Annotated in this window: 18 protein-coding genes; 7 read left to right on the top strand and 11 right to left on the bottom strand. The window is 70.3% G+C overall.

What is annotated here, in order from left to right; all coding sequences use genetic code 11:
- Positions 1-19 precede the first annotated feature (19 nt).
- Positions 20-3,787 carry a S8 family peptidase gene (locus OG507_RS33685; protein ID WP_327370879.1) on the bottom strand — a complete coding sequence of 1,256 codons (3,768 nt, stop codon included), beginning with the start codon at positions 3,785-3,787 and terminating at the stop codon, positions 20-22.
- Positions 3,788-3,997: 210 nt separating this feature from the next.
- Here OG507_RS33685 and OG507_RS33680 point away from each other — a divergent pair, with 210 nt between their 5' ends.
- Together OG507_RS33680 and OG507_RS33675 are read left to right on the top strand one after the other, a co-directional pair.
- Complete coding sequence (locus tag OG507_RS33680) at positions 3,998-4,987, top strand: helix-turn-helix domain-containing protein (protein ID WP_327370878.1); 990 nt, start codon at positions 3,998-4,000, stop codon at positions 4,985-4,987.
- 104 nt (positions 4,988-5,091) lie between these two features.
- Positions 5,092-5,574: a DUF456 domain-containing protein gene (locus OG507_RS33675; RefSeq protein ID WP_327370877.1), complete on the top strand. Its 483-nt coding sequence runs from the start codon at positions 5,092-5,094 to the stop codon at positions 5,572-5,574.
- A 100-nt stretch (positions 5,575-5,674) separates the two neighbouring features.
- Here the strand turns inward: OG507_RS33675 and OG507_RS33670 are convergent, their stop codons facing one another.
- The gene (locus OG507_RS33670) at positions 5,675-7,024 is read right to left on the bottom strand and encodes an AlkA N-terminal domain-containing protein (protein ID WP_327372191.1); all 1,350 of its coding nucleotides are present in this window, start codon (positions 7,022-7,024) and stop codon (positions 5,675-5,677) included.
- A 71-nt stretch (positions 7,025-7,095) separates the two neighbouring features.
- Positions 7,096-8,280 (bottom strand): ribosome small subunit-dependent GTPase A, encoded by a 1,185-nt coding sequence (gene rsgA / locus OG507_RS33665; protein ID WP_327370876.1) that lies wholly within the window; start codon positions 8,278-8,280, stop codon positions 7,096-7,098.
- Positions 8,281-8,642: 362 nt separating this feature from the next.
- Between rsgA and OG507_RS33660 the strand changes: the two genes are divergently transcribed.
- Positions 8,643-9,143, top strand: coding sequence for a DUF5949 family protein (locus OG507_RS33660; RefSeq protein WP_327370875.1), 501 nt, complete (start codon positions 8,643-8,645; stop codon positions 9,141-9,143).
- 89 nt (positions 9,144-9,232) lie between these two features.
- Here OG507_RS33660 and OG507_RS33655 read toward each other — a convergent pair whose 3' ends face one another.
- The 6 genes from OG507_RS33655 to OG507_RS33630 form a co-directional block, all read right to left on the bottom strand.
- On the bottom strand, positions 9,233-9,643 hold the full coding sequence (locus OG507_RS33655; RefSeq protein ID WP_327370874.1) for a rodlin: 411 nt from the start codon (positions 9,641-9,643) through the stop codon (positions 9,233-9,235).
- Positions 9,644-9,763: 120 nt separating this feature from the next.
- Positions 9,764-9,964 carry a hypothetical protein gene (locus OG507_RS33650; protein ID WP_327370873.1) on the bottom strand — a complete coding sequence of 67 codons (201 nt, stop codon included), beginning with the start codon at positions 9,962-9,964 and terminating at the stop codon, positions 9,764-9,766.
- A 267-nt stretch (positions 9,965-10,231) separates the two neighbouring features.
- Entirely contained in the window at positions 10,232-10,642 is a 411-nt protein-coding gene (locus tag OG507_RS33645; protein ID WP_327370872.1) for a rodlin, read from the bottom strand.
- Between the two features lie 185 nt (positions 10,643-10,827).
- Entirely contained in the window at positions 10,828-11,118 is a 291-nt protein-coding gene (locus OG507_RS33640) for a hypothetical protein (RefSeq protein ID WP_327372190.1), read from the bottom strand.
- Positions 11,119-11,364: 246 nt separating this feature from the next.
- Complete coding sequence (locus OG507_RS33635) at positions 11,365-11,598, bottom strand: chaplin (RefSeq protein ID WP_327370871.1); 234 nt, start codon at positions 11,596-11,598, stop codon at positions 11,365-11,367.
- Positions 11,599-11,892: 294 nt separating this feature from the next.
- Positions 11,893-12,294 carry a rodlin gene (locus OG507_RS33630; protein WP_327370870.1) on the bottom strand — a complete coding sequence of 134 codons (402 nt, stop codon included), beginning with the start codon at positions 12,292-12,294 and terminating at the stop codon, positions 11,893-11,895.
- Between the two features lie 484 nt (positions 12,295-12,778).
- Between OG507_RS33630 and OG507_RS33625 the strand changes: the two genes are divergently transcribed.
- Positions 12,779-13,657, top strand: coding sequence for a chaplin (locus OG507_RS33625; RefSeq protein WP_327370869.1), 879 nt, complete (start codon positions 12,779-12,781; stop codon positions 13,655-13,657).
- A gap of 134 nt (positions 13,658-13,791) precedes the next feature.
- Here the strand turns inward: OG507_RS33625 and OG507_RS33620 are convergent, their stop codons facing one another.
- The gene (locus OG507_RS33620) at positions 13,792-15,021 is read right to left on the bottom strand and encodes an acetyl-CoA C-acetyltransferase (protein ID WP_327370868.1); all 1,230 of its coding nucleotides are present in this window, start codon (positions 15,019-15,021) and stop codon (positions 13,792-13,794) included.
- 139 nt (positions 15,022-15,160) lie between these two features.
- Positions 15,161-16,060: a LysR family transcriptional regulator gene (locus tag OG507_RS33615; protein WP_327370867.1), complete on the bottom strand. Its 900-nt coding sequence runs from the start codon at positions 16,058-16,060 to the stop codon at positions 15,161-15,163.
- Between the two features lie 176 nt (positions 16,061-16,236).
- Between OG507_RS33615 and OG507_RS33610 the strand changes: the two genes are divergently transcribed.
- From OG507_RS33610 to OG507_RS33600, 3 genes are read left to right on the top strand one after another with little or no spacing between them, the layout of a single operon-like run.
- The gene (locus tag OG507_RS33610; RefSeq protein WP_327372189.1) at positions 16,237-17,148 is read left to right on the top strand and encodes a CoA transferase subunit A; all 912 of its coding nucleotides are present in this window, start codon (positions 16,237-16,239) and stop codon (positions 17,146-17,148) included.
- 26 nt (positions 17,149-17,174) lie between these two features.
- Complete coding sequence (locus OG507_RS33605) at positions 17,175-17,936, top strand: CoA-transferase subunit beta (RefSeq protein ID WP_327370866.1); 762 nt, start codon at positions 17,175-17,177, stop codon at positions 17,934-17,936.
- Positions 17,937-17,976: 40 nt separating this feature from the next.
- A complete protein-coding gene (locus OG507_RS33600) occupies positions 17,977-19,539 on the top strand; it encodes a 3-hydroxyacyl-CoA dehydrogenase (protein ID WP_327370865.1) in 1,563 nt (520 codons plus the stop codon).
- The last annotated feature ends 11 nt before the right edge of the window (positions 19,540-19,550 follow it).

Genomic DNA, 19,550 nt, shown 5'->3' with positions numbered 1-19,550 from the left:
CGGACCGGTCGGGACGTGATCAGCGCACGGCGTATGCGTCGTTCACGGTCTGGACGACGAAGTTGCCGTTGGCGTCCGTCAGTTCGGTCTTCAGAGCGACCGGCTTGCCCGCCGCGCCCGCGTGGTTCACGGTCGCGGTCCAGTGGCCGCCGCGCTGCGCGGTGGTGGCCGTGGTCCAGGTCTCGCCGCCGTCGTAGGAGTACGAGACCTTGGCGGCGACCAGCTTGCCGGGCGTGTAGCCCGCGTGGCCGGTGACGTTCAGGCCGATGGTCTGACCGTCCTTCGCGGCAAGGGTCTTGAGCCCGTCGGTGTCCAGGTCGTAGCCCGGGAAGAGCAGCGGAATCCCCTGCGAGTACACGTTCTCGTCCCGCTTCGAGCGGAACTTCCAGGTGGTCTCGGTGTGGGTGGACCGCTTCCACACGGCGGCGGGCTGACCGACCTTGAAGGTCGTCATGGTGAGTTCGTACGCCGCGTCCTCGGACGGGACGGTGAACACCCCGGACGGCCACCCGGACTCGCCGAGGACCTGACCACCACTGGTGAGCCGCATGTTGCCGAGGTCTCCGAAGGAGCCCTGGACGCCGCCGTGTTCGGTGTCGGCCCAGAAGCCGGGAGCGACGCCGATCAGGTTGTCCTGACGTTCCGCGGCGAGCAGCTGCTTGCCCTGGGTGTCGAGCGGAGCCGACGGGCCGACCACGCCCCGGTACCAGCTCTCCGTCCGCTGCGAGCCCGCCTTGTACGTGCGGGAAGGATCGACCATGGTCTCGCCCCAGGGGAAGCTGGAGGAGATGTACCGCTCCCAGCCGGTGTCACCCGCCGAGTAGTACTCGGTGCGCCTGCCCGGGGCGGCGACGGTGTCGAACGTCCCTGCGGAGTAGCGCCCGCCGTAAGGCCGGTTGAAGACGGCCGAGTCGACGTAGTCGGCCGCGACGCCCATTGCCTCGTACGTGGCGGTGGACTTGCCGAGCTTGCTGTCACGGACCTTGTAGGTGCGGTCCGAGGTGATGGGGCCGGTCTCGGGGAAGGCGAGGTTGTAGACGAACGGGCTGACGGCGGTGCCCTTCCAGCGCAGCGTCACGGGGCCGTCGGCCAGGGCGGCCTTCAGGCCGTCGGCCTCACTCGTCTCGATTCCGAGGGAGGGCAGCGGCGCCGCGCCGAAGCCGACGGACGGCTGCCAGGGGCCCGCCGACGGCCGGTACGCGATGACCGCCTTCGCACCGGCCGCCTTGGCGTCCCGTGCCGGGACGGCCATCGCGGCGCCGTCGGCGATCTTGACCAGGGCGATCTTGTTCGAGACACCGGCGGCCTTCAACTCGTCGGGGGTGCCGGCGCCCGCGTCGACGAGGGCGGCCTCACCCCTACCGTCGAGGTTGACGGATCCGGTACTGGCCAGTTGCGCGTGCAACTCGCCGCCGCCGACGACCGAGAGCTTTTCGAGCTGCGGTGCGTACGCACGCCAGACACCGGCGAACTCGAAGTCGCCGTCACCGGCCCTGCCCTCGACATCGACCAGGTAGTTCTTGATGGCGCGGCCGGCGGAGATGGAGCCGGCGTGCAGCCAGGTGTCGTCCCAGCTGCGGCCGAACGTGAGCGTCGTGGAGCGGTTCTCGGACTTGCGGTCCTCGGTCTTCACCTGGATCCGGTGGGCCTTGCGGGCGTCCAGGACCAGGGTGGTGTCCTTGGTGACGTTCAGCTGCGGCCGTGCGAGGTAGCCGACGGACTCGACCATCCTGCCGGTGGCGTCCTTCGCGTCGGGCGTCGTGATGAAGCTGGAGACGAAGTACGCGCCGGGGCGCACCTGGTAGACCTGGTCGGTGGCACCGTCGTTGAAGCGACGCTCACCGCCGGCGGTGTCGGTGGCGATGACGTCCAGCGAGGAGGAGCCCGTGGCGGGCTTGCCCGCGCGGTCGACGAGCTTGACGCGCAGGGTGACGGTCTCCGGTCCGACGTACATCGAGAACGGGGTGGAGACCTTCACACCGCCGGGCCCGGTGGCCAGCACGCGTCCGGTGACGTCGCCGTACTGGGCGGCCTTCAGCCTCGCGGTCGGGTCGATCTCCAGCGGTACGTCGACGGTGGCTCCGGCCGGGACGGTGACGGTGCTCGCGTCGAGCTTCGCGACCGAGGAGCGGACATCCGACCCGTCGTTGCCGGTGACGCCCTGGACCTTCAGCGACAGCTTCACCGGCTCGGTGCCGGAGTTGGTGTACGGGACCTCGACCGTGGTGCGGTCGCTCCTGTCCTGCGGCCAGTTGAAGGTGCCGCCCTGGACGGCGGGGGCGCCGACGACGGTGGTGTCGACGGCGGCCTTCACATCGAGGCGGCCGCCGCCGATCTCGCGCACGTCGCCGGGGACGTCGCTCTTCGCGGACGACACGAGGTCCGCCTTGATCTGCTGAGCGGTCCAGTCCGGGTGACGCTGCTTCACGATGGCCGCGGCGCCCGCGACATGCGGGGTGGCCATCGACGTACCGGACATCGTCTGGTACGCGTAGACGCCTCGGCCACCGGCAGCGGCGGCCGAGATGGCGACGCCGGGAGCGGCGATCTCGGGCTTGAGCGTGTGCGATCCGATCACGGGTCCGCGGCTGGAGAACTGGGCCGTGGAGTCGTCTCGGTCGACGGCGCCGACGGTCAGCACGCTGGGGGCGCAGCCCGGCGAGGACACGGTGTTCAGCGTCGGTCCCGAGTTGCCGGCCGCGATCACGAACAAGGTGTTGCCGCTCCGGGAGAGCTCCTCGGCGGCGACGCCCATCGGGTCGGTGCAGTCGGTGGGCGTCGGGCTGCCGAGGCTCATCGAGACGACGTCGGCCTTCTGGTCGACGGCCCACTGCATACCGGCGATGATCCAGGACTCGGCGCCGGATCCGCCGTCGTTGAGGACCTTGCCGGCGAGCAGGTCGGCGCCGGGGGCGACGCCCTTCTTCTTGCCGCCGCTGGCCGCGCCGGTGCCGCCCACGGTGGAGATGGTGTGGGTGCCGTGGCCCTGACGGTCGTCGGTGGTGTCGGAGTCGGTGAAGTTCTCCGAGGCGGCGATCCGGCCCTTGAGGTCGGGGTGCTCGGCGTCGACACCGGTGTCGAGCACGGCGACCTTGGTGCCCTTGCCGTCGTATCCGGCGGCCCAGGCGAGGTCGGCACCGATCTGCTTTGTCGACTTGTCGAGGGTGGCCTGAACCTTGCGGTCGAGCCAGAGCTTCTTCAGACCGGAGGCCGAGCGGGAGCGGGTGTCGGTGACGTCCGACCAGAAGTCGGCGGCCTTCGCCTTGTCGGCCTTGAGGGCGACGCCGTCGATCGCGTCGAGCGCGAGTCCGCGCTTCGCGCCGCGCGGGGTGACGGGAGCGGAGCGGGCCATGTCCTGGCCGTAGACGGCGATCAGCGGCAGCGACTTGGTGCTCGCGTCGTCGTAGCCCTGGCGGATGAGTCCGGTGACGTTGAAGAGTTCCTCGTCGACCTTGCCCGCGGCCAGCGCCTCGACGGCGTCGTCCGGGTAGACGTACAGGTCATCGCCGGACTGCCTGGTCTGCACGAGGGGGACGGTGCCGTCCTCGCGCGGCAGCGCGGTGACCGACGGCGCTCCCGAACCGCCCCTGCTCACCAGGACCTTGTCGCCGGTGACCAGGGTGACGGTGGCCGGTTCGCCCTTCTTGGCACCGGCGGCCGCACTGCCGGTCAGTGGCCTCTTCGCGGTCGTGTCGTCCTGCGGCGCTGCCGCGGACGGTGCGATCGCGGTGACGGCCAGGACCGCGGCGGTGGCCGCCCCCAGCGCCGTACGCGATATCGGACGCATCGCTCTCCCCAAGTGAAACCGGAACACCATCGAACAAACCGTGGCATTCCGGAAGTTGTTGGTACTGCGGTGGCGCCACATTGGCAGAGCGACGAAGGATAAAGGGATGATGTACACGGCGGGTTTACGCCGTGGCCGCTTTCCGCCACGACCGGGCGCCCGCGGACAGTGACATCGTGCGGAATCAATGCGTCCGGGAGGGGTCCGGGGATGCTGGGAGCCATAGGTCTCGACGAGATTCAGGAGTCGGCGTACCGCGCCCTCGTGGCGGTGGGAGCAGCGGAGGTCTCCGATCTCGCGCATCGGCTGGCACTTCCCGAGCCGGACACCGAACGGGCGCTGCGCCGGCTGGAGCAGCACGGGCTGGCCGCGCAGTCGTCGGCCCGCCCGGGCCGTTGGGTGGCGGCGCCACCGGGAGTGGCGCTGGGTGCGCTGCTGACCCAGCAGCGTCATGAGCTGGATCAGGCGGAGCTCGCGGCGGTGCTGCTCGCCGAGGAGTACCGGGCCGAGGCCACCGATTCGGCCGTGCACGATCTGGTCGAGGTGGTCACGGGCGCGAGCGCGGTGGCGCACCGGTTCCACCAGTTGCAGCTGGGTGCCGCGCGCGAGGTGTGCGCCCTGGTCACCGGGAAGCCGATCGCCGTGAGCGGCATGGAGAACGAGTCGGAGGAGCAGGCGGCCGCGCGCGGGGTGTCGTTCCGGGTGGTGATCGAGCGCGAGGTGCTCTCGCTGCCGTCCGGGATCACGGAGCTGGCGGCCTCGCTGAACCGTGATGAGCAGTGCCGGGTCGTCGACCGGGTGCCCACCAAACTGGTCATCGCCGACACGGCCCTGGCGATGGTGCCGCTGACCGGTCGGGGAGTCGAGCCCGCGGCGCTGGTGGTTCACGCCTCCGGGCTGCTGGAGTCGCTGATGGGGCTCTTCGAGGCGGTGTGGCGCGAGGCCATGCCGCTCCGGATCGGCGAGCACGGCCGGCTGGAGGAGGAGTCCATCGGGCCCGATACGACGGACCTGGAGGTTCTCTCGCTACTGCTGGCCGGGCTGACGGACGCGAGCGTGGCGAAGCAGCTGGATCTGGGGTTGCGGACCGTGCAGCGGCGGGTGAAGGGCCTGATGGAGCTGACCGGGGTGTCGACCCGGCTGCAGCTGGGCTGGCACGCGTACGAACGGGGCTGGGTGTCCCGGACACCACGGGCCTGACCGAGACGTCCCCACCGCGTCGACACCGCTCTGAGCTGCACCGACGGCCCCGGACCCGGCCGTGTTGACGGGCGGGAGCGGCCGGACTCCGGCAGGCTGGTGAGATGGGTGTGTGGCAACTCGTCGCGGTCGGCCTGGTCATGCTTCTCGGCCTGGTCGGCGTGCTGGTGCCGGGGGTGCCCGGGCAGGCGATCGTCTGGGCCGCCGTGCTGTGGTGGGCGTTGACCGACATGACTCCGGTCGCCTGGGGTGTCCTCATCGCCGCCACCGCTCTGCTGCTGGTGAACCAGGCGCTGAAGCCGTTGTTGCCGCCGCGCCGCCCCCATGAGTCGGGGGCACCGCGCAAGACGCTGATGCTGGGCGGGATCGGCGCGATCGTGGGCTTCTTCGTGGTGCCGGTGGTGGGCGGGATCGCCGGATACGTGGGGGCGATCTACGGGGCGGAGCGGCTGCGGCTCGGCAGCCGCGGGGCGGGGTGGGCATCGGTCCGCTCGGTGATGCGGGCGACCGGCTATGCGGTGCTCGTCGAGCTGTTCGCGTGTCTGCTGGTGACAGGGGCCTGGCTGGGCGCGGTGATCTGGTCCTGACAGGCCGGCCCCATGGACATCCGGATCGACACCGGCACGGACACCCGCTGATCCACGGGGAGTTGACCGCGCCGCGCCGGGGCCCGGACGAGGAGGAGACCTAGAGGCTCAGATGGCGTACGGCGTACGAGCGCCAGGGCCGCCACCGCTCCGCCTCGGGCCTCCCGTCCGGATCCACATCGGGGTCACCGAGCGCACGCATCCTGATGAGCGCAGCGTCAGCCGGACCGATCCCCGGCAGCCGCAGCAGTGCCTGCTCGGCCTCGTCGCGGTCGGCCCCGGCGTCGAGCCGTACGTCCCCGTCGGCGAGCGCGGTCGCCAGGGCCCGCAGCTCCGGGCCGTCCGCCGCACCGGCCAGCACTCCAGGCTCGGGAAACACATGCGTGAGCCCTCCGCAGGGGATGTCGAGGACCTTCCCGTACGTCTCGACGAGCCGCTCGGCCCCGGCCCTGCCCACCAGCGTCCGTACGGCGAACTCCTCCGGGTCCGCAGCACCCGGCGAGCGCAGTCCGGGGCGGGCGGCGACCCCCGGTGCGAGCCGCGGGTCGCCGCCGAGCCGCTCGTCGACGGCGTACGGATCGGCGTCCAGGTCGAACAGACACCGCAGCCGCTGCACGGCCGTCGTCAGATCCCGCAGATCCGTGAGGTGGATCCGGGCATCCAGCCAGGACCCGGCGGACCGTTCGTCGACGGCCACGACGCCGGTGCCGTAAGGCAGCCGCAGGGTGCGCCGGTAGGTGCGGGCGCCGGGCGCCCCGCCGACCTCCTCGATCCGGGCGACCGTCTCACCGGCCAGGAGATCGAAGACCTCGCGGACCGCGTACGGGCCCCGGTGCGCGAGCCGCAGCGGAATCCCGGTGGTGCGCGCCTCCCGTACCGCCGCCCCCAGCCCCGTCCCTGCCTCGGCGCGCAGGGCGCTCGGCGTACGGGCGTAGATCCGCCGGATCGTGTCGTTGAACTGCCGGACGCTGGCGAAGCCGGAGGCGAAGACGATCTCGGTCACCGGCAGCCCGGTCGTCTGGAGCAGCACTCGCGCGGTGTGGGCCCGCTGGGCGCGGGCGAGAGCGACGGGTCCGGCGCCCAGCTCCGCGTTGAGCTGCCGCTGCACCTGGCGTGAGCTGTAGCCGAGCCGGTGGGCGAGACCGGGCACGCCCTCCCGGTCGACCACGCCGTCGCCGATCATCCGCATGGCCCGGCCGACGACATCGGCCCGGACGTTCCAGTCCGCCGAGCCCGGCACGGCGTCCGGGCGGCACCGTCGGCACGCCCGGAAGCCGTTGCCCTGGGCGGCGGCCGCGGTCGGGAAGAAGCGGACGTTCTTCCGCTTGGGGGTGACGGCGGGGCAGCTCGGCCGGCAGTAGATGCCGGTCGTTTCGACGGCGAAGAAGAACTCACCGTCGAAACGGGCGTCGCGGCTGCTCACCGCCTCGTACCTGGTCCGTTCGTCCATCACACCGTCCAGTGTGCGACACCCGCGGGTGCCGCACTGGCGGTTTTCGGACGTCGGCCGGGTCGCTGCCGCTACCGGAGCCTGCCCTGCTTCGCTTTCATGGCGGCCCGGCCCTCGGCGCCCTTGCGCTTCCAGTCGCGGAGCATTTCGGAGCGCACCCGGGCATCGGTCTTCGAGACGATGCGCTGGTTCTCGCGGAGCAGCTTGCGGAAGCTGTCCAGGCGCCGCTCGGGCAGCGAGCCGTCCTCGATCGCGGCGAGCACCGCGCAGCCGGGCTCGGACACATGGGCGCAGTCGTGGAACCGGCACTGCGCGGCCAGCTCCTCGATCTCGGAGAAGACCTGGCCGACACCAGTCTCCGCGTCCCAGAGGCCGACCCCGCGCAGCCCGGGGGTGTCGATCAGCACGCCCCCGGAGGGCAGGACCAGCAGATTGCGGGTCGTGGTGGTGTGCCGGCCCTTGCCGTCGACGTCACGGGCGGCCTGTACGGCCATCACGTCGTCGCCGAGCAGCGTGTTGGCAAGGGTCGACTTTCCCGCGCCGGACACTCCGAGCAGCACACTCGTGCCGCTCGCGACGATGGCGCCGAAGACATCGAGCCCCTCCCCGGTGGCGGAGCTGACGGGCAGCACCTGTACACCGGGCGCGACGGCTTCGATGTCCTGGACGAAATACGACAGCGTGTCGGCGTCCGGCACCAGATCGGCCTTGGTCAGCACCACGATCGGCTGGGCGGTGCCGTCCGTGGCGGACGCACCGTCCCTCAGCAGCGCGTCACCGCTGGAGCTGGACATGGCGAGCGCGAGGAAGCGCTCCACCCGCCCGAGGTCGAGCTCCACGGCGAGCGAGACACAGATGACGATGTGGTCGACGTTGGTGGCGAGCACCTGTCCTTCGGAGCGCTGCGACGATGTCGAGCGCACGAAAGCGGTGCGTCGCGGCAGCAGTGTCCGTACGAACTGCGGATCTCCGTCGGGGTCGACGGCGACCCAGTCGCCCGTGCAGACGATGCGCATCGGATCGCGCGGTACCACGAAGGCGGTGTCGGCCCGGAGCATGCCGTGCGGGGTGACGACATCGCACTGCCCGCGGTCCACCCGCACCACGCGTCCGGGCAGCAGGCCCTGTTCGGCGTACGGAGCGAATGCGACGGCCCAGTCGTCGTCCCAGCCGTACGGGGACAGCGGGTGCGACGCGGAGGAACCCTGAAGAGAGGAAGCGGAGGAGGAAGAGGAAGGAGAAGACGGGAAAGACAAGGGAAACCCTTCACAGGGTGGCCCCGGCGGCGCGCACAGACGCGCAGAGATTCGGAGAGGTCAGCCGGCGACCACGGGGGTGGGAACGATGCTCTTCTGGTTGTGGGCAGCGCCCACCGCAGCGACAGTCATCAATGTCCTCACCTCCTGGTTCGAGCACGGGGCCGACACCGGCGGTTCTTGATCTCGTCCGCCGTCCGGAACGCTGCACACGATAGCCCGCGCCCATCGGGTGACGTCAACACATTTAGAGCGCCGGCAGTAGGCCTCGCGACCGCATCAATCGGAGATGTCCACCGATCTCCCTCGATCAGGTGATACGCATGCACAACGACCGGTCCCGGGCCGTTATCGTGCCGAGCATGACCTCACCCCAGACCGCCACCGGCACGTTCACGCAGGCCCAGTTGGGCACGATGACGCTGATCGGGTGGAGCGGCGAACACCCTGACGGCAGCCACGACGTCGCCTTCCTTCTCGTGTACTCACTGGGCGACGGGATCGACGGCCCGGCCGCCGGTGAGGCCGCCATGCGCGTGGCCCTGAGCCGCAGCGGCCTGCCGGTCGGCTCCGGCCCTGTGTACGCCGCCGAGACCCCGGGGCTTGCGGTGAAGCTTCTCGTCCAGGCCGGCCAGGCGGTCCTGACGCTGCCTCACTTCACCGCGCAGTACCCCGTACCGCCCGAGTGGCTGGCCGCGGCCGGGCAGCGGGGCGAGGTGCACGCGATGTTCGCCACCCGCCCGTGGCCCCAGGGCGCTCCGGGCCTGCCGGTGAGCGAGGAACTGCTGCGCTCGTTCGCGGGAGACGCGGAGGTCATCATGACCTCCGCCCACTGCGTCCTTCCGGTACGCAGCCTGGGCTGAGCCGCCCCGTACGCCGGATGCCCACCGCCCCCCGTGGAACGGTGGGCATCGTCATGCGTGGAGCCCTGGGACCGCGCCCCGGATACTGCTCAGCTGTTGCCGGTCCCGTTGCCCGAGAGCACCGGGATGTCGTCCGCGATGTGCGACAGCGCCTCGTCGCCCTTGGCCTGGGTGGAGTTGTCGGCACACTGCTGGTTCTGCGGCGAGGCCAGCACGTTGACGTCCTGAACCGCGACCGGAACCAGCACGCCGACGAGCGAGCCGACGTTGCCCTTGAGCGGCACGCCGAGGCAGGCCTTGTTCAGCGTGCCCTGGACGAGCTGGACCTGCGGGCTGCCGTCACCCCGGGTCACGCTGTTGCCGAACTCGCTCACGGTGTCGTTGCCGTTGACCGACGTGGTCCCCCGGTCGTCACCGATCGCCATGGCCGTCGGGGCCGCAGCGGCCGACAGGCCGACCAGGGACACGGCCACTGCTGCGCCGGCCATCATCTTCTTCATCACGCTTCACCTTTCGGAGCGTCCCGTTGTGGAACGTACTGATCAACCTGCTACGGAAGCGTCGGTTCCGCAGTACCACTCAAATGGGTTCGATCCGGCCTGAGTTCGACGCTCCCGCCGTCACCCGTCGACGGCCTCGTCAGAAGTGCGGGCGGCGGGAACGCGACGTCCCGCGCAGGGGCGTTCGGGCTGCGCGGACGGCGCCGGCTCCGGTCCGCCGCGGGCCGCCTGCCATTCGGCGAGCAGCCGGTCGTAGATGGGTGTGACGTCCTGTGGCTGCCGTTGCCGACCGCAGGGGTGTTGACTGTCGTACTGGTCCATGACTGGCCCCTACCCGGTGAGGCGGGTCTCGCCTGCCGCCACTACGGCAACCGGCCCAGTCCGCCCGCCCCTTCGAGGGGTCGACGCCACTCCGGACGCACGAAACGAGGCCGGCACATCCGGGCCGCCGAAGAATGGCTGCCGCGTGGATGTGCCGGCCCCACGGGGTGTTTCACGCACTGCGGGCAGGCATGCTCGAAGCCGCCCGTGGCGCTGTCCCACAAAGGGTTCGAGGGATCAGCGACGAGCGGCCGGAGCCCTACGGTTCTAGTTGTTGCCGGTGCCGTTGCCGGAGAGGACCGGAATGTCGCTCAGGATGTGCGACAGGGCCTCGTCACCCTTGGCCTGGGTGGAGTTCTCCGTGCACTGCTGGTTCTGCGGCGAGGCCAGAACATTGATGTCCTGGACCGAGATCGGAACGGCGCCGACGAGCGAACCGACGTTGGCCTTGGCAGGCAGAGCGATGCAGGGCTTGTTGAGCGAGCCCTGGATGAGCGCGAACTGCGGGCTCCAGTCGCCGTGGGTGGCGGAGTTGCCGTAGGACTGGACGGCATTGTTGCCGTTGACCGACGTCGTGCCGGTGTCGTTGCCGATGGCCATGGCCTGCGGGGCGATCGCGGCGGAGACGCCGACGACCGAAGCAGCGACGGCCGCCGAGGCCATAATCCTCTTGATCATTAAATAGCCCTTCTGGGGTTTTCTGTTGCCCGCCTGTCCGGAGCGTCCTGATCAACTCGCGGCGACGGGGATGGTTGTGCCGGTTCACTCGAACGGTGCTTTTGCTGTCCGGCTGTTCGTCGAATGCGCGGCACCGGAGGAATGCGAAAAACTACGAATGAGGGGAACTGCCGCGGCTCGGCGGATCAGCCGCCGATCGGCAGGCCGCCCATCAGCGGAGCCGCACCCTTGGCCGCCCCGGTGGCCTGCCCGGCCAGCTTGGTGACGGTGCCGTTCTTCTGCACCGAATCGGCGGCGCCGCCGATCGCGTCGACGACCGGGTCGACAGCCTGTGGAGCGCTGTCCACGACCTGGTTGACGCCGCCGTTGAGGCTGAAATTGGGGGCCGTGGCGGTGGTAACGGCGAAGGCGGGAGCAGCCGTTCCTAGAGCAACCACGGAACCGGCAACGAACGCAGCAGTCTTCGCGTACTTCACTTTCGGGTTCCCTTCTGCAGCGGCATCTGTTTCGGTCGCATACACGCGCCGCACAAGCCTTCTTTAGCTGTGACTTCTGCCGCTTTCCCCCTGGGTAACGATGCGGTTGCGACACGGCAACTGGACAGGGTCACTTTCCCTTGGGTACCACTCGATCGATTACCGGAAAAGGGGATGGCCCCGGTACGCATCGGATGCGTACCGGGGCCTTCCGGTCTTGAGCATTCGGCTCGGCAGACCAGAGATTCAGCTGTTGGCGCAGGAGTTGCCGAAGGCGGGGTTGAGCAGGGCGATCACGTTCACGGTGTTGCCGCAGAGGTTGAGCGGAACGTGGACCGGGACCTGGACGACGTTGCCGGACAGCAGGCCCGGGGAGTTGGCGGCGCCACCCTCGGCACCGGCGTCGGCGAAGGCAGGCGCGGCGGCACCCATCGCCATCAGAGTCCCGGCGGCGATGGCGGCAACCTTGGTGTACTTCACTTTATTTCCTTTCTTGGACGGAGTCCGGAGCGGCCACGTCTTTCGTGCCGCACGAGCGCGGTCCTGAATCACTCGTAACTCCGACGCTGCAATTCGTAACGATTTAAGACCGTAGGTGAAACTCTTCGAGAAGAAGATTCCCGAAAAACCGCCCGAATGACGCAGTGTCGATCACCCGATGCAACGGGCGCGATCATCGGACAATCCGATGTGCCAGTACAGGGATGGGCGGCATCGGGCCCGGGCCGCGCGGAGGAGGAATGCCGACGGCCCGGGCCTGTCATTGCGGCTGGATCAGCTGTTGCCGGCACCGTTGCCGGAGAGCACCGGGATGTCGTCCAGGATGTGCGACAGCGGCTCGTCACCCTTGGCCTGGGTGGAGTTCTCCGTGCACTGCTGGTTCTGCGGCGAGGCCAGCACGTTGATGTCCTGGACCGCGACCGGGACCAGGCCGACGAGCGAGCCGACGTTGGCCTTGGCGGGCAGGCCGATGCACGGCTTGTTCAGGCTTCCCTGGACCAGGCCGAACTGCGGACTGCCGTCACCATGGGTCTCGGCGTTGCCGAACGACTGCGAGGCTCCGTTGCCGTTGACCGAGGTCGTACCGTTGTCGTCGCCGATCGCCATGGCCTGCGTCGCGCCCAGGCCGAGGATGGAGGCGGCAACGGCGCCCGTAGCCAGAACCTTTTTGATCACGATTAGCCCTTCTCGTACTGGATGCCCCGTACCGGAGCCCCCTGACCAACTCGCGACCGGACGTTTGGTTCTCTCCATTCACCCGTATGCCAAGGCTCATGGACAGCAGTACGAAGCGAAGTCGGACCAACTTCCTTGTTCCGATGCAGAGTTGGGCAGCTGCGCGCCGCGAAATACGTCAAGGTGAGCACGCCCGCATAACCCGTTCGAGCGATTACAAAATTTCCACGAAATTTCGAGTTTCCTCAACAATTCATCCTCGTTATGGGTTTCATCAAGCACGCAGCTTGGGCGTTCACCGAGCAGGAACAGGACTTATCACATGAAGAACGCCTCTTCGTGGTCTCTCGAGCCTTTCCGCAACCACCGCTGCCGACTCACGTAGGAAGACCCCCGGGGTGGCGCCCCCGGCATAAGTTGCACCGCCTGATGAATGAACCGCGAGCGTTCCGCTCGCACGGAATGTCCTAAGGAAGGGCAACCAATGCGAAAAGCCTTGAGTAAGAGCGTGCTGGTCATGGCGGCGGCGTCAGGAATTCTGACCGCAGCGGGCGGGTACGCCTTCGCGGACGCGTCGGCCGATGGCGCCGCCATCGGATCGCCGGGCGTCGGCTCGGGCAACGCCGTGCAGGTGCCGGTGCACGTTCCCGTCAACGTGTGCGGCAACACGGTCAATGTGGTCGGTCTGCTGAATCCCGCGTTCGGCAACGAGTGCTCCAACGGGGGCGGCTCCGACAACGGCAACAGCGGCCAGGGGGCGAGCGCCGAAGGCGTCGCGACCGACTCTCCTGGTGTGCTGTCCGGAAACCTTGTCCAGGCACCGGTGGACGTCCCGGTCAACGCCTGCGGCAACAGTGTCGACATCGTCGGCGCGCTGAACCCTGCGTTCGGCAACGAGTGCTCCAATGGGGGCAGGCCTAGCAACGAGCCTCCGGTGGTCGAACCCCCCGTGGTCGAACCCCCCGTGGTCGAACCCCCCGTGGTCGAACCCCCCGTGGTCGAACCCCCCGTGGTCGAACCGCCCGTGGTCGAACCCCCCGTGGTCGAACCGCCCGTGGTCGAACCCCCCGTGGTCGAACCGCCCGTGATCGAGCCCCCCGTGGTCGAACCGCCCGTGATCGAGCCCCCCGTGGTCGAACCCCCTGTGGTCGAACCCCCCGTGGTCACAACCCCGGTCTCCACGTCGGCCGTCGATGACGCCCTGATCGACAGTATCCCGGCGGCCTCCACCGGGACCTTGAGCACCGACACCCAGCTGGCCCGCACCGGTGCTGCCGGCCTCGGCCTGGCCTCCGGAGCGAGTGCCGCGCTGCTGCTCGGTGGCGCGGTGGTAATGCGCCGAGCCCGTCGCTCGCAGGTCTGATCCACGGATCAGTCCGCGGGGAGACGAACAGGTCCGGTCGGACAGCCGATGCTGCCCGACCGGACCTGCTGCGTATGCGTGACGCGAACCGTCTGCCGCCGGTCCGGTGAGCACGCCCAGGTCCGCGGTGCGACTCAGGGCACGATGCGTTCGAAGATCGCGGCGAGGCCCTGGCCGCCGCCGATGCACATGGTCTCCAGACCGTACCGGGCCTCGCGGCGGTGCAGTTCGCGGGCGAGTGTGGCGAGGATGCGGGCGCCCGTGGCACCGACCGGATGGCCGAGGGAGACGCCGGAGCCGTTGACGTTGATGCGCTGCTCGTGGTCGGTTTCTCCGAGGCCCAACTCACGTGTGCAGGCCAGGACTTGGGCAGCAAAGGCCTCGTTGAGCTCGATCAGATCCAGGTCGGCGAGGGTGAGTCCCGCACGGTCGAGGGCGGCCCGGGTCGCCGGGACGGGGCCGATGCCCATCGTCGCGGCGGGTACCCCGGCGCGGGCGAAGGAGACCAGCCGGACCAGCGGGTTCAGGCCGAGCCGTTCGGCGGTGGCCGCGCTGGTCACCAGGCAGGCGGCGGCCGCGTCGTTCTGGCCGCTGGCGTTGCCCGCGGTGACGGTCGCCCCGGGGTCCGACTTCACCATGACCGGGCGCAGCGCGGCGAGTTGTTCGGCGGTGGTGTCGGGGCGGGGGTGCTCGTCGGCGGTGACAAGCGTCTCGCCCTTGCGGGTCCGTACGGTGACGGGGACGGTCTCCGCGTCGTACCGGCCCTCCGTCGCTGCCCGGCCCGCGCGCTGCTGCGAGCGCAGGGCGAGGGCGTCCTGGTCGGCGCGACTGACGCCGTACGCACGGCGCAGGTTCTCGGCGGTCTCGATCATGCCGCCCGGTACGGGGTGGTTGACGCCGCCCGCGGTGACCCTGCCGCGGGCCAGTGCGTCGTGGAGCTGGAGGCCGGGGCCCTTGATGCCCCAGCGGCCCTCGTGCGTGAAGTACGGGGCGGCGCTCATCACGTCGACGCCGCCCGCGATGACGACCTCACTGAAGCCGGCCCTGATCTGCATCGCCGCGTCGAGGACGGCCTGGAGGCCGGAGCCGCAGCGGCGGTCGATCTGGGCGCCGGTGACGGTCTCGGGCAGTCCGGCGTCCAGGGCGGCGACCCGGCCGATGGCGGGGGCCTCCGCGGACGGGTAGGCGTGGCCGAGGATCACTTCGTCGACCTTCGCCGGGTCGATGCCGGTGCGGGCGACGACCTCGGCGATGACGCGTGCGGCGAGTGCGGCCGGTGTCTGCTGTGCGAACACCCCGCCGAAGCGGCCGATGGGGGTGCGCAGCGGTTCGCAGATGACGACATCGAGCTGCTGGTCGGGCACGGCGTGACCTTTCGGTGGCGAGGGGCGGGGGGCAAGAGGTGTGGGGCGAGAGCAGTGGGTGTGTGTTGTGTCGACCCTTGCATCCGGCTACTGAGTCGGTCCAATATCCAGTTCGCCCTGGTTCAAGACGTGGTGCGTCTCAATGGCCGACCGGCGTCGGCAGCGCGCTCGCCGCCACCGCGAGCACCGCGCGCAGAGCGGCGGAGGGGTTGTCGGACCGCCAGGCCAGCGCCGCCTGGAGCCGGATGGGCGGTCCGGACAGGGGCCGGTAGACGAGGCCGTTCTGCTGGATGTGCTGGACGGAGGTGACGGTGAGCGTCACGCCGACGCCCGCGGCGACCAGGGCCAGGATGGTGTACGAGTCCGGCGCCTCCTGCACCACGCGCGGGTTGAACCCGGCGGCCTCGCAGGCCCCCACCATCGCGTCGCGCACGGTGGAGCCGGTGTTGGCGGGGAAGGAGACGAAGGGTTCCAGGGCGAGCGCCCCGATCGGGACCCGGTCCAGCCTGGCGAGCGGGTGGTCGAAGGGCAGGGCACAGATCAGCTCCTCCTCGTCGATCACCCGGTACTGCACACCCGGCCGGGTCACGGGCAGCCGGACGAATCCGAGGTCGAGCGAGCCGTCCGCCACTCCTGCCAGGGCGACGTCCGCGTATGTCTGGCCCTTCATGACCAGTTCCAGGGCGGGATGGGCGGCGCGCACCGCCCTGGTCAGCTGCGGCAGTGTCTCGTGGCTGGAGGCGCCCGCGAAGCCGATGGTCACCCGCCCGTACTCGCCTCGGCCGGCCGCCCTGGCGGCCCGTACCGCCGTGTCGAGGCCGTCGAGCACGGTCCGTACCGGCTGGAGGAAGGACTCGCCCGCGCTGGTCAGCCGTACCGACCTGGTACTGCGTTCGAAGAGCTGGACCCCCAGCTCCTTCTCCAACTGCCGGATCTGCTGGCTCAGTGGTGGCTGGGCCATCTGCAGGCGTTTGGCGGCGCGGCCGAAGTGCAGTTCCTCGGCCACGGCGAGGAACGCGGACAGATGACGCAGCTCCATTCCCCGCCCCTCCCTGCCTCATTCATGATTGATATACCAGGAGTCTTGATTCGACCTTAATTTGGTATTGGACAGCAATCAATGGCCACTGACACGGTGGGGCCACGCGTACGCACACGCAGAGGAGCACCGTGGTCACGACGGACAGGGCCGGCAGGGCGGACAAGAGACTGTCGATGAGGGAGGCCATCGCCTCCTTCGTCCACGACGGCGACACCGTCTGCCTCGAAGGCTTCACCCATCTCATCCCGACCGCCGCGGGCCACGAGATCATCCGCCAGGGCCGCCGCGACCTGACCGTCGTCCGGATGACCGCCGACATCGTCGTCGACCAGATGATCGCCGCGGGGTGTGTCTCACGGCTGGTCTCCTCCTTCGTCGGCAACTCCTCGGCCGGTTCGCTCGGCGAGCTGCGGCGGCGCGTCGAGACCGGCGATCCCGCGCCGCTCGCCTTCGAGGAGTACAGCCACTACGGGATGATCTGCCGCTATCTCGCCGGTGCCCAGCGGCTGCCGTTCCATCCGCTGCGAAGCTACGGCGGCAGCGATCTGCCGTCCGTCAACAGCGATCTGCGGAAGGTCACTTCGCCCTATCCGGGCCCGGACGGCGAACCCGAGCAGATCTATGTGGTGCCGCCCGTCAACCCGGATGTGACGATCATCCACGCCCAGCGGGCCGACCGCCGGGGCAACACCCAGATATGGGGCCTGACCGGCATCCAGGCGGAGGCCGTGTACGCGGCGGACAAGGCGGTCGTCGTCGTGGAGGAGATCGTCGACGACGAGGTGATCCGCTCGGACCCGAACCGTACGCTCGTCCCGGCCCACGCGGTCGACGCCGTCGTCGTCTGCCCGCGCGGCGCGCACCCCTCGTTCGCGCAGGGGTACTACGACCGCGACAACGCCTTCTACCGGTCCTGGTCGCAGATCAGCAAGGATCCGCAGCGGCTGCGGGAGTGGCTGGACGAGTGGGTGCGCGGCACGGCCGACCACGCCGAGTACGTCGACAGGCTCGGCGAGGAGTTCTGGGAGGGGCTGGCCGTCGGCGAGGCGCTCAGCGAACCGGTGAACTACGGGCGGCGGCTGTGAGTACGGAACGAGAGAGGGAGCCTGGCATGGCCACCGTCACCTCGTCGGAGCTGCTCTCCGTCGTCGCCTCGCGCGAACTGGCCGCGCGCCGGACCGTGTTCGCCGGGATCGGCCTGCCGACGCTCGCCACCGAGCTGGCGCATCTGACGGTCGCTCCGGACATCGAGGTCGTGTACGAGTCCGGGGTCTGCGGCACGCACCCCTCGCATCTGCCGGAGACCATCGCCGACGCGGTCCTGATCACTGGCGCCGAAGCGGTCCTCTCCATGCCCGCGCTCTTCGGCTGCGTCCTCCAGGGCGGCCATATCGACGTCGGATTCCTGGGGGCCGCGCAGATCGACCGCCACGGCAATCTCAACACCTCCGTGATCGGCGACTGGGACAGCCCGACGGTCCGGCTGCCCGGCTCCGGCGGCGGCATCGAGGTGATGGCCAACGCCCACGAGGTCTTCGTCGTGATGCGCCGCCACGATCCGCGCTCGTTCGCCGAGACCCTCGACTTCTGCACCACCCCCGGCCCGGACCGGGCGCTGGACGAAGGCATCCGGCCGCTGGGCGCCGGTGTCACCCGGGTCATCACCGAACTGGGCATCCTGGCCCGCGCGGGCGTCGGCGAGGAGCTGCGGCTGGTCGCCGTCCACCCGGGCGTCACCGTCGAACAGGTACGGGCTGCCACGGGCTGGGACCTGGGGGTCGCCGACGCGGTCGGGACCGTACCACCGCCGACCGCGGCCGAACTGCGGCTGCTGCGCGAGGACGTGGACCCGGACCGCGTCTATCTTCGCTGAGACGGATCACCTGTCACATCCCGAGAGGACCGCAACCGCCATGCGTATCAGGATCGTCGGCGCCGGGGCCATGGGCCGCGGCATCGCCCAGTGGGCGGCGACCGCCGGACACACCGTCGAGCTGTGCGACGTACGCACGGAGGCGGTGACGGCCGCCGTGGACTTCGTACGGTCCATGCTCGAACGGGCCGTGCAGAAGGGCCGGATGTCCGCCGAGGACTGTACGGCCGCCCTGGAGCGGCTGGTTCCGCTGGACGACCCGTGGGCGCAGGGCCCGGACGTCGAGCTGGTCATCGAGGCCGTGCGGGAGGACCTCGGCACCAAGGCGGAGGTCTTCGGCCGGCTGGAGCAGGCGCTGCCCGCCTCGGCCGTCTTCGCGACCAACACCTCGTCCCTGTCGGTCACCCGGATCGCCGCGGCTCTGAAGGACCCGACGCGCCTGGCCGGGCTGCACTTCTTCAACCCGGTGCCGCTGATGAAGATCGTCGAGATCGTGCCGGGCGCGGCCACCCGCCCGGAGATCCCGCCGACCCTGACCGCGCTCGTCGAGGGCTGCGGACACCGGGCGGTGACGGTCGCCGACACCCCGGGTTTCCTCGTCAACCACGCCGGACGCGGCCTGGTGACCGAGGCCCTCGCGCTGCTGGAGGAGGCGGTCGCCGACCCGGCGGACATCGACCGGATCGCGCGTGACGTGCTCGGCCTGCGCATGGGCCCGTTCGAGCTGATGGACCTCACCGGTCTGGATGTGACGGCCGCGGTGATCGACTCGATCTGGGAGGGATTCCGGTACGCGGACCGGCTGCGCCCCTCCTATCTCACCCCGAACCGGGTGGCCGCCGGGCTGCACGGCCGCAAGACCGGACGCGGCTGGTTCGCGTACGGCCCCGAGGCGTCCTCCCCGGCCCCGGAACCGCTGGTCGCGGGCGACGCGGACCGGCCGGTGTTCGTCCACGCCGCCGCTGCGCGGGACGGGGACGCGGCCGCGCTGACCGCCGCGCTAACCGCCGCGGGCGCCGTCATCGAGACCGGCCCGGAGCCGTCCGCCGACGCTCTCGTGCTGGTACCGGTCTGGGGCACCACGGTGGCCTCCGCGGTCGCCGGGCACCGGCTGCCCGCCGGGCGCGCCTTCGGGGTGGATCCGCTGCCTCCGGCCGGTCGCCGCCGGGTGCTGGCCGTGACCCCGGCGGCGGACCCGGCCGCGGCGCGCGACGCCCGCGCGGTGCTGGCCAGGGCCGCGGACGGCGCTGGGCCGTACGCGGTCTCGGTGGTGCGGGACACGGCGGGTTCGGTCGCTCAGCGGCTGCTCGCCTCGATCGTGTCGGTCGGGGCTTCGATCGCGGAGCGCTCCCTCGCCGCCCCCGCCGATATCGATCTGGCCGTCACGGCCGGGCTCGGCCACCCCGTCGGCCCGCTGGCCTGGGGCGACCGGGTCGGCGCCGAACGGATGCTGGAGCTGCACCGGGCCCTGCACCGTACGACGGGCGACCCGCGCCACCGCCCCAGCCGCTGGGTCACCGAACGCGCCCAGCTCGGTCTCGCGCTGACGGACCCGGGGACATCGCCCGCCGACTGCACGGCCGCCGGGGCCGCGTCCTCGTGACGGCGGGGCGG

It is taken from the genome of Streptomyces sp. NBC_01217, from assembly GCF_035994185.1.
Lineage (GTDB): Bacteria > Actinomycetota > Actinomycetes > Streptomycetales > Streptomycetaceae > Streptomyces.
This window is presented reverse-complemented; position numbering and strand designations above follow the sequence as displayed.

Excerpts from the sequence above, each read along its gene's own strand:
- OG507_RS33685 (WP_327370879.1), bottom strand. The coding sequence starts at position 3,787 with ATGCGTCCGATATCGCGTACGGCGCTGGGGGCGGCCACCGCCGCGGTC.
- OG507_RS33680 (WP_327370878.1), top strand. The coding sequence starts at position 3,998 with ATGCTGGGAGCCATAGGTCTCGACGAGATTCAGGAGTCGGCGTACCGC.
- OG507_RS33675 (WP_327370877.1), top strand. The coding sequence starts at position 5,092 with ATGGGTGTGTGGCAACTCGTCGCGGTCGGCCTGGTCATGCTTCTCGGC.
- OG507_RS33670 (WP_327372191.1), bottom strand. The coding sequence starts at position 7,024 with ATGGACGAACGGACCAGGTACGAGGCGGTGAGCAGCCGCGACGCCCGT.
- OG507_RS33660 (WP_327370875.1), top strand. The coding sequence starts at position 8,643 with ATGACCTCACCCCAGACCGCCACCGGCACGTTCACGCAGGCCCAGTTG.
- OG507_RS33655 (WP_327370874.1), bottom strand. The coding sequence starts at position 9,643 with ATGAAGAAGATGATGGCCGGCGCAGCAGTGGCCGTGTCCCTGGTCGGC.
- OG507_RS33650 (WP_327370873.1), bottom strand. The coding sequence starts at position 9,964 with ATGGACCAGTACGACAGTCAACACCCCTGCGGTCGGCAACGGCAGCCA.
- OG507_RS33645 (WP_327370872.1), bottom strand. The coding sequence starts at position 10,642 with ATGATCAAGAGGATTATGGCCTCGGCGGCCGTCGCTGCTTCGGTCGTC.
- OG507_RS33625 (WP_327370869.1), top strand. The coding sequence starts at position 12,779 with ATGCGAAAAGCCTTGAGTAAGAGCGTGCTGGTCATGGCGGCGGCGTCA.
- OG507_RS33615 (WP_327370867.1), bottom strand. The coding sequence starts at position 16,060 with ATGGAGCTGCGTCATCTGTCCGCGTTCCTCGCCGTGGCCGAGGAACTG.
- OG507_RS33610 (WP_327372189.1), top strand. The coding sequence starts at position 16,237 with ATGAGGGAGGCCATCGCCTCCTTCGTCCACGACGGCGACACCGTCTGC.
- OG507_RS33605 (WP_327370866.1), top strand. The coding sequence starts at position 17,175 with ATGGCCACCGTCACCTCGTCGGAGCTGCTCTCCGTCGTCGCCTCGCGC.
- OG507_RS33600 (WP_327370865.1), top strand. The coding sequence starts at position 17,977 with ATGCGTATCAGGATCGTCGGCGCCGGGGCCATGGGCCGCGGCATCGCC.